Raw genomic sequence first — 13852 nt, forward strand, 5'->3', positions numbered from 1 at the left:
GGCATTGACGCAGGTCAAAACGGCGGTTTTCGGGGCTGCGACAGATTGGCTCACCGGGGCGCCATCTTGCGCCTGACTGGGCACTGGCGCATTGTCGGATGCGGAAAATGGCGCCCTTCCGGCGACGGGGGCGGGGCAGAAATGGCAGGCGGCAGAGATGATTGCGGTACGTGGCTATCAGGGGCAGAAGGTTGCGGTTCTGGGGCTGGGGCGGTCTGGCCTTGCCACGGCCCGGGCCCTGATCGCGGGCGGCGCCGAGGCGCTGCTATGGGATGACAGCCCCGAATCGCGCGGGCTGGCCGAGGCCGAGGGCTTTGCCCTTACCGATCTGACGCGCAATGCGGCCCTCGAAGGTGTGGCCTGCCTTGTGACTTCGCCCGGGATCCCGCATCTCTACCCGCACCCCAATCCGATCATCGCCCGCGCGCTCGAGCTCGGGGTGCCGGTCGACAATGATATCGGCCTTTTCTTCCAGTCCTGGGGTGGGGGCGAATGGGAAGAATTCGACCAGGTCCCCAAAGTTGTCTGCGTCACCGGCTCGAACGGGAAATCGACCACCACGGCGCTGATCCATCATATTCTCGAAGTCGCGGGCCGCCCGACCCAGATGGCCGGCAATATCGGGAAGGGCGTGTTGTCGATCGACCCGCCACGTGATGGCGAGGTGCTGGTGCTGGAGCTTTCCTCCTACCAGACCGATCTGGCGCGCGCGCTGACGCCGGATGTGGCGGTTTTCACCAATCTCTCGCCCGACCATCTGGACCGCCATGGCGGCATGGGCGGCTATTTCGCGGCCAAGCGCCGGCTTTTCGCCGAGGGCGGGCCGGATCGTGCGGTGATCGGTGTCGATGAGGACGAGGGGCGGTTTCTTGCCGGGCAGATGGCGCAGGGGCCGGGCGATGACCGGGTGATCCGGGTATCGTCGGGGCAAAAGCTCGAGGGCTTTGCCTGGTCGGTTTTCGCGCGCAAAGGCTTTCTGGCGGAATGGCGGCGCGGGCGGCAGATGGCATCTGTGGATCTGCGCGGCATTTCCGGCCTGCCGGGCGCACATAACCACCAGAATGCCTGTGCGGCCTGGGCGGTGGCGCGGACCCTGGGGCTTGCGCCGAAACTCATAGAAGGGGCTTTGCACTCTTTCGCAGGCCTTCCCCATCGCAGCCAGCTGGTGGGCGAGCGGGCAGGGGTGAAATTCATCAACGATTCAAAGGCCACCAATGTCGACAGCGCCGCAATGGCGCTGCGCGCCTTCCCGAAAATTCGCTGGATCGCGGGCGGGATGGGCAAGGATGGCGGCATTGCGAGCCTCGCGCCGGATCTTGCCCCTGTGGTGAAGGCCTATCTGATTGGCCATTCCGCCCGCGATTTCGCGCTGCAGATCGGCCAGACCCCGCATGAGATCTGCGAGACGATGGAGCGCGCGGTCACCCGTGCGGCGGAAGAGGCAGAGCCGGGCGAGGTGGTGCTGCTTGCACCCGCCGCGGCGAGTTTCGACCAATATCCGAATTTCGAAAAACGCGGCGAGGATTTCACCCGGATCGTGCGGGCGCTGCCAGGGATCGCTTAGCCCTGATGGGCTTTGCCGCCCTCAGAACGCGTTTGGTCTGAGCAGCGCCAGCGTGAAGCGGTGAAAGGTTGCAAGAACCGCACCAATTGCGATCAGCGTCAGGATGCCCGTGGTCATTGCCGCGCCGCCGCCAAGGAATGCGCCCCAGATCACGGCGCTCAATGAGCCATAAGCCCCGTATTTGCATAACATCGCCGTGCCGATGCCGATGGCCACCCAGAAGGGGCCCAGGATCAGCGGTGAGAGAAAAAGCAGGTAAAACAGCATCTGGAGTGCGGATTGGTCCGGGCCGCCGCTCTGGCCGGGACTTTGACCGGCGCCTGGCCCTACAGCCAGATCCATGAGGATCCAGCCGATACCACCGACCAGGGACGGCACCAGGCACCAGGCCAGCGTGGTGAGGGTCAGCGTCTTCGCCCCGATAAGACGCATCCCGCGCGGGGCAGACACGAAAAGGCTCACGTTACGCTCTCCGAAATCACTGTCACTGTTACTGGCGCCCTGACCGATCCGCTGCACTGACAGTGCCATAACGGCCCGGCGATGTCAGGCCGGGTTTTTCGACGGGCGCAGATGGCCCGTCGCCGCATAGAGACGCCGCCGCATGATCCTGTCGCCGCTTCAGCCCGCCTTCTGGCCTCCGATTGTCAGCCCGCCGATCATCAGCGTCGGCTGACCCACGCCCACCGGCACCCATTGCCCGGCCTTGCCGCAATTGCCGATGCCGGGGTCAAGCTGCAGATCATTGCCGATGGCGCGGATGCCCTTCAGCGCGGTCGCCCCGTCACCGATCAGCGTGGCCCCCCGGATTGCCTCACCGACCTGGCCATTCCTGACCCGGTAGGCCTCGGTGCAGCTGAACACGAATTTGCCGGAGGTGATATCGACCTGGCCGCCGCCGAACCCCACCGCCCAGATCCCGTCTTTCAGATCGGCCAGAACCGCCGCCGGATCATCCTTGCCCGAAAGCATATAGGTATTGGTCATGCGCGGCATCGGGATATGGGCATAGCTTTCGCGCCGCCCGTTGCCGGTGGGGGCCACACCCATCAGCCGCGCGTTCTGACGGTCCTGCATATAGCCGACCAGCACCCCATCCTCGATCAGCACGTTTTTACCCGAGGGCGTGCCCTCATCATCGAAGGTCAGCGAGCCACGCCGGTCCGGGAGCGTGCCGTCATCGAGCACGGTCACCCCTTTGGACGCGATTTGCCTGCCCATCAGCCCGGCAAATGCCGAGGTCTGTTTGCGGTTGAAATCGCCCTCAAGCCCATGGCCGATCGCTTCATGGAGGAGGATCCCCGGCCAGCCCGGGCCCAGCACCACATCCATCATCCCAGCCGGTGCCGGCACCGCCGTCAGATTCACCCGGGCGATGCGGATCGCCTCGGTGATGGCCGCCTTCCAGTTTGCGGGTGCCAGCAATTCTGCCAGACCATGCCGGCCACCCCCGCCCGAAGAACCGCTCTCGCGCCGGCCGTTTTCCTCAAGGATCACCGAGACATTGAGCCGCGCCATTGGGCGGATGTCTGACAGCCGCAGGCCTTCGGGGCGCAGGATCTCGACCTCCTGCAGGCTCGCGGACAGCGAGGCTGAAACCTGGACCACACGTGCATCCTGGTCGCGGGCAAAAGCGTCGATCTCTTTCAGGATGTCGATTTTGCCGGCGAAGGATGTGTCCTCCAGCGGGTCAACCGCCCGGTAGAGATGGTGATTGGTGCCCGGGGGAGGGGGGGCGAGCACACCGCCGCCATCCCCTACCGCCAGCCGTGCCGTGCCGACCGCGCGCCTGAGCGCATGTTCCGAGATTTCCGTCGAATGGGCATAGCCCGCGACCTCGCCCCGGACGGCGCGCAGACCGAACCCCTCGCTTGCATCATAGCTGGCATTGCGGATGCGGCCATCGTCTAAAACGAGGCTCTCGCCCCGCCGGCGCTCCAGAAACAACTCGCCGTCATCGGCGCCCGCGGTTGCCTCACGCAACAGGCCAAGTGCGGCAGACTCGTCGAGTTTTTCCTCGAAAGGGCGGAAAGGGGCGGTGCTCATTGGGTATGTCCTTGATTCAGGTCAACCAGGCCGGGCTGCGACATCATGGTTTCTCTTGTCGTCCTGCGCCCAATATGGTTTGAACGACAGCGGAAACAATGGGATTCCTCACCGCTTCGTGACAGGAGGGGCAGGGTTTCCTCAAGGCAGCGGCAACAGGCCGCACCCAGAAGCGGGACGAGACATGCGTGTGATCACCACTCTGAAGGGCGCTGCCCTTGCAGGTTTTGCGGCACTGGCCTCCGGGTCGGCCATGGCACAGACCCTTGAAATCATTGGACAGCCTGTCGACCGGGGGGTGAATTTCCAGACCGCCGCGACCGAGCTGGCGCATGACAAGCACTTCCTCGACGATATGGTTTTGTGGATCATCACGGTCGTGACCATCTTCGTGATGGCGCTTTTGCTGATCGTGATCCTGCGCTTCAACAGCCGGTCGAATCCGGTGCCGCGCAAATTCACCCATAACACGCCGCTGGAAATCGCATGGACCCTGGTCCCGATCATCATTCTGATCGTGATCGGCGTCTATTCGATGCCGGCGCTGAAGAAACAGCAGACCTTCCCGGAAGGCGATGTGGTCATCAAGATCACCGGCAACCAGTGGAACTGGAGCTACGAATATCCGCAGATCCTGGATGAAAGCGGCTCGGCGCTTGCCTTTGGCAGCTTCATGATCGGTGGCAATGCCTGGGATCAGACGCTGGAAGACGGGCGCAAGCTGGTCGGCAATGGCACCCTGACCGCCGATGCGATCGAAGGGCTGGAGCGCGCAGGCTATACCAAAGACCAGTTCCTTCTGGCGACCGATACCGCGATGGTGGTGCCGGTGAACAAAAAGATCCTGCTGCAAATCACCGGCTCGGACGTGATCCACTCCTGGACCATCCCGGCTTTCGCGGTGAAACAGGATGCTGTCCCGGGCCGTATCGCGCTGGCATGGTTTGAAGCCGACCGCGAAGGCATCTTCTTTGGTCAGTGTTCGGAACTGTGCGGCAAGGACCACGCCTATATGCCGATCACGGTCAAGGTTGTCTCGCAGCAGGCCTATGACGCCTGGGCGAAAGAAGCGGCCGCGACGGGCGAAGTCGTGCTGGCCAATACGCCGGCAGCGGATGCCTCGGTTTCGCTCGCGTCGAACTGAGACATCTGCGGCAGAATGAACCCCAGGGCAGGGGCCGGGCGACAGCCACGGCCTCTTTGCGCAAGGTGAAGGTGGAATGAAATGAGCGATACCGGCTCATATGAGCGTGCAGACCGCGCGCCTGGTGAGGGCAGTTTCGGCGATTACGTGCAGCTGCTGAAGCCGCGCGTCATGTCGCTGGTGGTCTTTACCGCGCTGGTCGGGCTGCTGGTCGCGCCGGTGCATCTGCACCCGGTCGAGGCGTTTTCGGCCATTCTCTTCATCGCACTTGGCGCCGGAGCCTCGGGCGCGCTGAATATGTGGTGGGATGCCGATATCGACGCAGTGATGCGGCGCACCCAGTCGCGCCCTGTCCCCTCGGGCCGGGTCGAGCCGGGCGAGGCGCTCGGGATCGGGCTGTCGATGTCGGTGCTTTCCGTGCTGATGCTGGGGCTTGCGACCAACTGGCTGGCGGCGGGGCTGCTGGCCTTCACGATCTTCTTCTATGCCGTCATCTATACGATGTGGCTGAAACGCTGGACGCCGCAGAATATCGTGATCGGCGGCGCGGCTGGCGCATTCCCTCCGATGATCGGCTGGGTGGCGGCGACGGGCTCGGTCGGGCTTGAGGCCGTGCTGATGTTCGCGCTGATCTTCATGTGGACGCCGCCGCATTTCTGGGCGCTGGCGCTGTTCATCAACAGCGACTATTCCAAGGCCAAAGTGCCGATGCTGACAGTGACCCACGGCAAGAAATCGACCCGTGCCCATATCATCGTCTATACGCTTCTTCTGACCCCGGTGCCGCTCTGGGCCGCGATGACGTCGATCGGGGGACCGCTGACGCTGGCGGTGGCGCTGATCCTGAACGCGATCTTCCTCATCGGCGCGGTGATGATCTGGCGTCGTGACGAGGACACGGCCGAGGCCGATGGCTACCGCGTCGAGAAGCGCTTCTTCGCCTTCTCGATTCTTTATCTTTTCCTGCATTTCGGTGCATTCCTGGCCGAGGCGGCTTTGCGCCCCTATGGTCTCGGAGGCTGGTGAGACATGGCGCTGCAACCCACACATGAACTTCACAAACGGCGCTTTGGCCGCAATGTCGGCGTGGCGGGGCTGCTGCTTGCCTTCGTCGTGCTGGTCTTCGTTCTGACCATGGTGAAAATCCAGCGCGGCGAGCCGGTGCAGGGCTTTGACCATGTGCCGGTCGCGGAGCGCGCGGTGGCTGCCCCCTCAGCCCCGGCAGGGGAGGCAGCACAATGAGCGGTCCTCAGCCCGGACGTCAGCATAAGAAAACCGGTCTGATCCTTGCGGGGGTGGTGCCGGTGATGCTGGGTCTGTCATTCGCCGCAGTACCGTTTTACGACTGGTTCTGCCGGGTAACGGGCTTTGGCGGCACGGTGCTTGTGGCGCCTGAGCCGTCTTCCGCAATGATCGACCGCGAGATCACCATCCGCTTTGACGCCTCGCGCGCTTCGGGCATGCCCTGGGAGTTTCGCCCCGAGCTGACCGAGATGAAGGTGAAGATCGGCGAGAATGCGCTGGCCTTTTACGAGGCCTATAACCCGCTCGACACCGTCACCGCCGGGACTGCGAGCTATAATGTCGCCCCCTATGCGGCGGGTGGCTATTTCGTCAAAGTGCATTGCTTCTGCTTTGAACAGCAGGTGCTGAAACCCGGCGAGCGGGTGATGATGCCGGTGAGCTTCTATGTCGATCCGTCGATCATGGATGATCCCGAAGGCAAGGTGCTGAAAGAAATTACGCTGAGCTATACGTTCCACACGACGCCCGTGCCTGATGGCTATGCGGCGTCAGAGGTCAGCCCGGCAGCGGCAGAGACGGCACCCGCCGTCGCAGCCAATTGAGACAGACGTGAGAGACGGCGCGCCCGGGCGGCGTGCTGAATTTACGAAACTGAAATAAGACGCCTGTTAAAGGATACGAGGGAACGGATACCGGCCATGGCCCACGCAAAGAACCACGATTACCATATTCTGCCACCGTCGATCTGGCCTTTCGCGCTTGCGGTCGGCGCCTTCATCATGCTGTTCGGCGGTGTGCTCTGGCAGGGCGCCCGGGTCGAGGTGCTTGAGACCAGCAGCGCGCTTCTCAAAGCCACCGCCCATAATCCCTGGGTCTTCCTGATCGGCCTTGCGATGGTGCTTTACTGCATGTTCGGCTGGTTCTCGGCGATGACCAATGAAGGCCAGACCGGTGACCATACCCCGGTCGTCCGCATCGGCCTGCGCTATGGCATGATCCTGTTCATCATGTCCGAAGTGATGTTCTTCTCGGCCTGGTTCTGGGCCTTCTTCAAGATCAAGCTCTTCCCGCTGACCGAAGGCTACCCCTGGGTCGATGGCACCTGGCCGCCCGCCGGCATCGAGACCTTTGATCCCTGGCATCTGCCCTTCATCAACACGCTGATCCTGCTTCTGTCGGGCTGTGCCGTTACCTGGGCCCACCATGCCCTGACGCATGAAAACAACCGCAAGGACATGATCAACGGGCTGATCATCGGGGTTGCGCTCGGGGTGATCTTCACCTTCCTGCAGGCCTATGAATACAGCCATGCCGCCTTTGGCTTCGCCAATAACGCCGAAGGCGCGCCTTCGGTCTATGGTGGCGCTTTCTACATGGCGACCGGCTTCCACGGCTTCCACGTAATCATGGGGACGATCTTCCTCTTCGTCTGCCTGATGCGCGCGGTGAACGGCCATTTCACCCAGGCGAACCATGTCGGCTTCGAGGCTGCGGCCTGGTACTGGCACTTCGTCGATGTGGTCTGGCTCTTCCTCTTCTTCGTGATCTATGTCTGGGGCCAGTAAGCCCCGCCATTGTGACTGATCCTGGCGCGGGCTCCCGGAACGGAGCCCGCGTTTTCCGTTCCCGAAGACCAACAGGAGGCCCCGATGCGGCAGATCCTTTTCGCGCTGGTGATCGGCGTTCTCGGCACCGGGGTGCTTGTCCGGCTCGGGCTGTGGCAGCTGGAGCGGCTTGACTGGAAGGAGGCGATGATCGCCGAGGCGGCCGCGATGATGGCCGAAGCCCCGGTGGCGCTGCCGCAGCAGCCTGACCCCGCGCGTGACCGCTACCGTCCCGTCACCGTTGCCGGCAGCTTTACCCAGGATGAGGCGCATGTCCTGACCTCGACCCGCGATCAGGGGCCGGGCTACCGCATCATCACCGCTTTCGTGACCGAAGACGGCCGGCGGATCATGATCGACCGCGGCTATGTGCCGGAAACCGCGCGCAAGACCCTGCGCCCCGGTCACGCGGCCAGCATCACCGGCAATCTGAACTGGCCCGATGACATGACCTCATCGACACCCGCGCCCGATACAGCGGCCAATCTCTGGTTCGGCCGCGATGTAGAGGCGATGGCGGCGTATCTCGGGACCGAAAAGGTCATGGTGATCGCAAGCACGGATACCGGCGACGGCGTCACCGCGCAGCCGGCAACGGCGGCTTTCCGCAATGATCATCTCGGTTATGCGGTGACCTGGTTCGGTCTGGCCCTTGTCTGGGCGGGGATGACACTCTACTGGCTCTGGCGTATCAGGGCGCGCAAGGTCTGAAGGGCGGTACTCATGCGATATATCTCGACACGCGGCCAGGCGCCGGTTCTCGGTTTCGGCGAAGCGATGATGACGGGCCTCGCCCGCGATGGCGGCCTTTACGTCCCCGAGACCGTGCCACATTTCACCCATGAGGGCATCGCGTCCTTGCGCGGCCTCTCTTACGAGGATCTCGCCTTCCGGGTGATGAAGCCGTTCATCGGCGATTTCTTTGCGGATGATGAATTCCGTGCCCTGCTGGCAAAGGCCTATGCCGGTTTCGGCCATAATGCCCGCGCGCCGCTGGTGCAGCTTGGCCCCAACCATTTCCTGATGGAACTGTTCCACGGCCCGACGCTGGCGTTCAAAGATTTCGCGATGCAGATCATCGGCCAGATGATGCAGGCGGCTCTGGCCAAAACCGGCGAACGCATCACCATCGTCGGCGCGACCTCCGGCGATACCGGTTCGGCCGCGATCGAGGCCTTCCGGGGCCTGAAGAATGTAGATGTCTTCATTCTCTTCCCGCATGGCCGCGTCTCGGAAGTGCAGCGCCGCCAGATGACGACGCCGTCTGAGGCCAATGTCCATGCGCTCGCGGTGGAGGGTGATTTCGACGATTGCCAGGCCCGGCTGAAGGATATGTTCAACGATTTCGACTTCCGTGACGGCGTCCGTCTCGCGGGGGTGAATTCGATCAACTGGGCGCGGGTGCTGGCCCAGGTGGTCTATTACTTCCATGCTGCGCTCGCGCTTGGCAGCCCGGATCGCGAGATCAGCTTCACCGTGCCGACCGGCAATTTCGGCGATGTTTTCGCGGGCTTTATCGCGCGCGAAATGGGGCTGCCGATCAAACGGCTGGTGATCGCCACCAATGAAAACGACATCCTGCATCGATGCATGGAGACCGGCGCCTATACCAAACATGGCGTCGTGCCGACGATCAGCCCGTCGATGGATATCGAGGTCTCGTCGAATTTCGAGCGTGCGCTGTTCTGGGCGCATGGCAGGGATGGTGCCGCGATCCGCGAGCTGATGGCAGAGCTCTCGACCAATGGCGGTTTTTCCCTGTCGCAAAACGCTATGACGGCATTGACCAATGTCTATGACAGCGGCGCGGTGGACGAGGCGGGGACCTATGAGACCATCGCCACGATGCTGGCCGAGACGGGCGAGCTCCTCTGCCCGCATTCCGCCGTGGGCGTGAGTGTCGGAACAGTGCAGCAAAGGCACAACCCGGAGGTGCCGATGGTGACGCTTGCAACCGCGCATCCCGCGAAGTTTCCCGATGCCGTGGCAAAGGCCACTGGCATCCGCCCGGGCCTGCCGCCGCGCATGGCCGATCTCTTTGACCGGCCCGAGCGCGTGACCCGGGTGCCAAATGATCTTGAGGCGCTGAAAACCCTGATCCGCGCCAGGCTTGGCTGAATGCGGATGCCTCCGGCAGGAGTATCTGAGTCAGGAGGAGGCCGCGATCTCCTCCTGATGCAAATATTCCGGGGGAGGCTGCCGTAAGGCAGAGGGGGCAGCGCCCCCTTTTCTCATGCTTGCCCCGGGTGTAAGACGCCCCGATTGTCCCGCTTGTGAACGGAACCAGCCTTGACCGTCCAGATCCATACGCTTTCCAACGGATTTCGCATTGTGACCGAATCCATGCCTGGCCTGAAATCGGCCTCGGTGGGGATCTGGGTTGGTGCCGGGGGGCGGCACGAAAGTGTGGCTCAGAACGGGGTTGCGCATTTTCTGGAACATATGGCCTTTAAGGGCACGCCCTCGAGGTCCGCGCTGCGGATCGCCGAGGAGATCGAGGATGTCGGCGGTTATATCAACGCCTATACCTCACGCGAGATGACCGCCTATTACGCGCGCTGCCTGTCGGAAGACGTGCCGCGCGCGCTGGAGGTGATCGCGGATATCGTCCTCAATCCGCTGTTCAATCCGGATGATATCGAGACCGAACGCCATGTGATCCTGCAGGAGATCGGGCAATCCAATGACACGCCCGATGATGTCATTTTCGACTGGCTGCATGAGGTCAGTTATCCCGGTCAGGCGTTCGGCCGCACCATTCTGGGGCCGGAAGAGCGGGTCTCGGCCTTCGGGCGCGAGGATTTCCTCGGTTTTGTCGCGCGCCATTACGGGCCGGACCGGATGATCCTTTCGGCAGCGGGCGGCATCAGCCATGCTGAGATCCTGCACCGCGCCGAGGCCCTCTTTGGCGGGCTTGCCGCGGTCGGGGCCGACGCGCCCGAGCCCGCCCGGTTTACTGCCGGCGAAAGACGGGAAGAAAAAGATCTCGAACAGGCGCATTTCGCGCTCAACCTCGAAGCGCCGGGCTTTCGCGATCCCGAGGTCTGGGCCTCGCAGGTCTGGACCACGGCGATGGGCGGCGGCATGTCCTCGCGTCTGTTCCAGAAGATTCGTGAGGAGCGCGGGCTTTGCTATTCGATCCACGCACAGCCGGCCGCCTATGAGGATACCGGCCACGTCACCATTTATGCCGGGACTTCGGCGGCCGAGATCGGGGAACTGGCCGAACTGACCGTTCAGGAACTGAGGCGTTCGGCAGAGGATATGTCAGAGGCAGAGGTCGCGCGGGCAAAGGCGCAACTGACGGCGGGGCTGGTGATGGGGCTGGAAAGCCCGTCCTCGCGCGCCGAGCGCAATGCCCGGCTGCTCGCCATCTGGGACCGGGTTCCCGATCTCGACGAAGCGGTTTCGAAGATCGGAACGGTCAGCCTTGAGGCGGTGCGCGCGCAGGGCGCGCGGGTCTTGCAAGGGCAGGCGGCGGTGGCGGTCTATGGACCGATTTCCCGTGCGCCCTCGCTTGCGGATATGATGGCAGGGATGCGGGCATAATGCTTGGCCTGGCGCGCAGGGTCAGGATCGAGACCGAGAGGATGACGCTGCGCCTGCCGATCCATGATGACTGGCGGCAATGGAGCGCGCTGCGCGCCGAAAGCGAGGGGTTTTTGAAACCCTGGGAGCCGGTCTGGTCGGATCAGCATCTCTCGCGGCGCAGTTTCTCGGGCAGGGTATATTGGGCGCGGCGCGCCGAGGCGCAGGGAAGCGCGCTGCCCCTTGTCATGCTGCGGCGCGAGGATCAGCGCATCGTCGGCTCGATCACGCTCGACAATATCCGCCGGGGACCGGCGCAGACCGGGACGCTGGGATATTGGGTGGGCGAAGCTTATGCGCGCCAGGGCCTAATGCGGGAGGCGATCCTGGGCGTTGTGCATCACGCCTTCACCCGGATGGATCTGAGCCGGATCGAGGCGGCCTGCCTGCCGGAGAATCTGGCCTCACGCGGGGTGCTGGAGAAGACCGGCTTCAAATATGAGGGTGTGGCGCAGGCCTATCTGCAGATCAACGGGCGCTGGCGCAACCATGTGCTTTACTCCGCTCTGCGCGCGGACCGGCGCGGGCGGACAGATGTGGGGCCAGCCTGAGACTGGCCAATGCCGGAACGCTGCCATGACGCGCTGCCGGAGTTTTTCAAAAACTCCGGACCGATTTCTGTACAGAAATCGGGCGCGCGACGGGGGCGCCGGCGGGAAGAGGAGACGGGGTTTTGCTCAATCCGGCGGATGAGGCTTTTATCGGGCGGCTCAGGTCGCATTTGCCCGAGGGGCGCCTGCGTGCGGCAGAGCCGCGGCATCTGACCGAGCCGCGCGGCAAATGGCAGGGCCGGCCCGGGCCGCTTGCGGTCCCGAAAAGCCGCGAGGAAGTCTCGCAGATCCTTGCTGCCTGCAATGCGGCTTCGGTGTCCGTTCTGCCCTGGGGGGGCGGCACCGGGCTGGTGTCGGGTCAGGTCATGCCCGAGGGGCCTGTGCCGCTGATCCTGTCTCTTGAAGCGATGGCGGGCCTGCGCGGTATCTGGCCAGATGAGAACAGCATCACCGTTGAAGCCGGGATGACGCTCGCTGCCGTTCAGGAAGCAGCCCGCGCCGCCGGCCGGATCTTCCCGCTCTCGCTGGCCTCCGAAGGCACGGCCACGATCGGCGGCAATCTTGCGACCAATGCCGGTGGCACCCAGGTGCTGCGCTATGGCACCGCCCGCGAACTGTGCCTCGGGATCGAGGCGGTGCTGGCCAGTGGTGAAGTGATTTCCGGGCTCAGGCGGCTCCGGAAGGACAATACCGGCTATGATCTGCGCGATCTGATCGTGGGTTCGGAAGGCAGTCTTGCCGTGATCACCGCCGCCAGTCTGCGCCTGTTCCCGACCCCGAAAAAGCGTGTGGTCGCCATGCTGGCCGTGTCATCCCCCGAAGCGGCGCAGGCGCTGCTCCGGCTTTCCGAGGCAGATCTGGGCGGTCTGGTATCCGGGTTCGAACTGATGTCACGTGCAGGGTTCGATTTTCTTGCCGAAACCGGGTTTGATCTGCGCGCGCCCTTTGATCCGCTGCCTGACTGGCTGGTGCTGATCGAACTGGGCCTTCCCGGCGCAGTTGACGCAGAGGCCGCAATGGCGGGCCTGTACGAACAGGGCGCCGAACTCGGACTTGTGCTCGATGGTGTGATCGCGACGTCCGAAGCCCAGGCCGACCATCTCTGGGCCCTGCGCGAGACCATTCCCGACGCAAATCGCCGCCTTGGCTCGATTTCCAGCCATGATGTGTCGCTGCCGCCCGGAGCAATCCCGGATTTCATCCGGGAGGCCAGCGGTCGCCTGACAGGAATGGCGGATGTAAGGATCAATTGCTTTGGCCATCTCGGCGATGGAAATCTGCATTTCAACCTGTTTCCCGCCAAAGGCCGCAGCCGCAGTGACTATGCGGGGCAGGCGCCGGCGCTGTCAGATCTGGTGCATCAGATGGTTGACGCGGCCGGGGGCAGCATATCGGCCGAACATGGCATCGGGCGGCTGAAAACCGGAGACCTGCAGCGTTACGGCGATCCCGGCCGACTGGCGACGATGCGCCGGATCAAGACGGCGCTTGACCCGAAAGGCATTCTCAATCCTGGTGCGGTGCTGCCGCTCTGAGCGCGCGTCGGTGCGCGTCACAGACCCTCAAAGGCGCAAAGGCAACGGACATCCATCCCGAGCGCCTCGAGCTTTTTGCGCCCGCCCAGATCGGGCAGATCGACCACGAAAGCACAGCCGATCACCTCGGCGCCGAGCCGTTCGATCAGCGAAATCCCGGCCGCCGCTGTGCCGCCGGTGGCCAGAAGGTCATCGACCACCAGCACCCGCTCGCCGGCCAGAAGCGCATCCTCATGGATCTCGACCACCGCCTCGCCATATTCCAGCTGATAGGCCTGACTTATGGTCTGCCCGGGCAATTTGCCCTTTTTGCGCACCGGGACAAAACCGGTCGAAAGCTGATGCGCCACCGCGCCACCAAGGATGAAGCCGCGCGCCTCTAGCCCCACCACCTTGTCGATCCGCATCCCGGCCCAGGGCGCGAGCAGCTGGTCCACACACATGCGAAAGCCGCGCGGATCGGCGAAGAGCGTGGTCACATCGCGAAACAGGATCCCTTCATGCGGGAAATCGACAATGGTGCGGATATAGTCGCGGACGGTTTTTTGCATCTCTGGTCTTCCGGTTACAGCAGG

14 protein-coding genes are annotated in these 13852 nt (G+C 63.5%); 11 read left to right on the forward strand and 3 right to left on the reverse strand.

Annotated features, from left to right (window positions below):
• The first annotated feature begins 157 nt into the window (after positions 1-157).
• A complete protein-coding gene (gene murD, locus BLW25_RS02995) occupies positions 158-1564 on the forward strand; it encodes a UDP-N-acetylmuramoyl-L-alanine--D-glutamate ligase (RefSeq protein WP_092901417.1) in 1407 nt (468 codons plus the stop codon).
• Positions 1565-1585: 21 nt separating this feature from the next.
• Here the strand turns inward: murD and BLW25_RS03000 are convergent, their stop codons facing one another.
• Both BLW25_RS03000 and tldD read right to left on the reverse strand, forming a co-directional pair.
• Positions 1586-2026: a hypothetical protein gene (locus BLW25_RS03000; protein ID WP_143040427.1), complete on the reverse strand. Its 441-nt coding sequence runs from the start codon at positions 2024-2026 to the stop codon at positions 1586-1588.
• 159 nt (positions 2027-2185) lie between these two features.
• Positions 2186-3610, reverse strand: a complete 1425-nt coding sequence (gene tldD / locus BLW25_RS03005) for a metalloprotease TldD (RefSeq protein ID WP_092896215.1) — start codon at positions 3608-3610, stop codon at positions 2186-2188.
• A 184-nt stretch (positions 3611-3794) separates the two neighbouring features.
• Between tldD and coxB the strand changes: the two genes are divergently transcribed.
• The 10 genes from coxB (at position 3795) to BLW25_RS03055 (ending at position 13277) form a co-directional block, all read left to right on the forward strand.
• A complete protein-coding gene (gene coxB / locus BLW25_RS03010; RefSeq protein ID WP_092896217.1) occupies positions 3795-4754 on the forward strand; it encodes a cytochrome c oxidase subunit II in 960 nt (319 codons plus the stop codon).
• An 81-nt stretch (positions 4755-4835) separates the two neighbouring features.
• On the forward strand, positions 4836-5780 hold the full coding sequence (gene cyoE / locus BLW25_RS03015; protein ID WP_092896219.1) for a heme o synthase: 945 nt from the start codon (positions 4836-4838) through the stop codon (positions 5778-5780).
• Between the two features lie 3 nt (positions 5781-5783).
• Positions 5784-5996 (forward strand): hypothetical protein, encoded by a 213-nt coding sequence (locus BLW25_RS03020; RefSeq protein ID WP_092896221.1) that lies wholly within the window; start codon positions 5784-5786, stop codon positions 5994-5996.
• Positions 5993-6601 (forward strand): cytochrome c oxidase assembly protein, encoded by a 609-nt coding sequence (locus BLW25_RS03025; RefSeq protein WP_092896223.1) that lies wholly within the window; start codon positions 5993-5995, stop codon positions 6599-6601. Before BLW25_RS03020 ends, BLW25_RS03025 begins: the two co-directional genes overlap by 4 nt.
• Before the next feature lie 96 nt (positions 6602-6697).
• On the forward strand, positions 6698-7564 hold the full coding sequence (locus BLW25_RS03030; RefSeq protein WP_092896225.1) for a cytochrome c oxidase subunit 3: 867 nt from the start codon (positions 6698-6700) through the stop codon (positions 7562-7564).
• 84 nt (positions 7565-7648) lie between these two features.
• A complete protein-coding gene (locus BLW25_RS03035) occupies positions 7649-8314 on the forward strand; it encodes an SURF1 family protein (RefSeq protein ID WP_092896227.1) in 666 nt (221 codons plus the stop codon).
• 12 nt (positions 8315-8326) lie between these two features.
• The gene (gene thrC / locus BLW25_RS03040; protein WP_092896229.1) at positions 8327-9721 is read left to right on the forward strand and encodes a threonine synthase; all 1395 of its coding nucleotides are present in this window, start codon (positions 8327-8329) and stop codon (positions 9719-9721) included.
• 171 nt (positions 9722-9892) lie between these two features.
• Positions 9893-11152: a M16 family metallopeptidase gene (locus BLW25_RS03045; RefSeq protein ID WP_092896231.1), complete on the forward strand. Its 1260-nt coding sequence runs from the start codon at positions 9893-9895 to the stop codon at positions 11150-11152.
• The gene (locus tag BLW25_RS03050; protein ID WP_092896233.1) at positions 11152-11742 is read left to right on the forward strand and encodes a GNAT family N-acetyltransferase; all 591 of its coding nucleotides are present in this window, start codon (positions 11152-11154) and stop codon (positions 11740-11742) included. The genes BLW25_RS03045 and BLW25_RS03050 overlap by 1 nt, the downstream gene beginning before the upstream one ends.
• Positions 11743-11864: 122 nt before the next feature.
• Positions 11865-13277: an FAD-binding oxidoreductase gene (locus BLW25_RS03055; protein WP_092896235.1), complete on the forward strand. Its 1413-nt coding sequence runs from the start codon at positions 11865-11867 to the stop codon at positions 13275-13277.
• A 17-nt stretch (positions 13278-13294) separates the two neighbouring features.
• Here BLW25_RS03055 and BLW25_RS03060 read toward each other — a convergent pair whose 3' ends face one another.
• Positions 13295-13828: an adenine phosphoribosyltransferase gene (locus BLW25_RS03060; protein WP_092896237.1), complete on the reverse strand. Its 534-nt coding sequence runs from the start codon at positions 13826-13828 to the stop codon at positions 13295-13297.
• Positions 13829-13852 lie beyond the last annotated feature (24 nt).

Origin of the sequence: Rhodobacter sp. 24-YEA-8 (assembly GCF_900105075.1) — a bacterium.
GTDB lineage: Bacteria > Pseudomonadota > Alphaproteobacteria > Rhodobacterales > Rhodobacteraceae > Pseudogemmobacter.